Annotated in this window: 1 protein-coding gene and 1 pseudogene; both read left to right on the top strand. The window is 58.6% G+C overall.

The window, feature by feature from the left end:
• A pseudogene (locus AB1462_RS31900) lies at positions 1–235 on the top strand (hypothetical protein); the annotation flags it as partial.
• The coding region (locus AB1462_RS31895) for an iron-containing alcohol dehydrogenase (protein ID WP_367249088.1) at positions 225–464 on the top strand (240 nt) is incomplete at its 3' end. The pseudogene AB1462_RS31900 and the gene AB1462_RS31895, both read left to right, overlap by 11 nt.

The following is a 464-nucleotide window of genomic DNA, read 5'->3' as shown; positions in this document are numbered from 1 at the left end:
GGAACCGGCGAGCGGCATGGCGTCCGTCATTGCCCGTTTCATGGATCAGGTGCGCGCTACCGATCCGGCTGACGTAAATTTTCCAGTTCGCATACCCGGCGACAGGGCGCTGCAGACGCGTGATACGCTGTTGGACGACGACATCCGTTTGGCTCCTGAAATCTGGGAGCGTATTCAAATACTTGCCAAGAAAGAGCGCCTGACGGGCGAAGAGGAGAATAACCATGCGGCTTGATTATGGTGTGACGCGCGCACCTGCACGGCTTCTGTTCGGACCCGGCCAGCGTCGCGCGATAGGACGTGCCGCTGCCGATCTTGGGAAGCGCGTGCTGATTTGCACTGACAAGCGTTTTGCGCAATTGCCGGTGATGAGCGAAATCCTCGACGATCTGAAGGCGCATGAACTGGACGCGATCGTTTTCGATGCGACCGAAGCGGAATTGCCGCTCGCCGGCATTCTGGAA

The sequence above is a fragment of the Pseudomonas sp. SB113 genome (assembly GCF_040754745.1).
Taxonomy (GTDB): domain Bacteria; phylum Pseudomonadota; class Gammaproteobacteria; order Pseudomonadales; family Pseudomonadaceae; genus Aquipseudomonas; species Aquipseudomonas grimontii.
The sequence above is the reverse complement of the archived record's forward strand: the minus strand, read 5'-3'. Positions and strand labels throughout refer to the sequence as shown.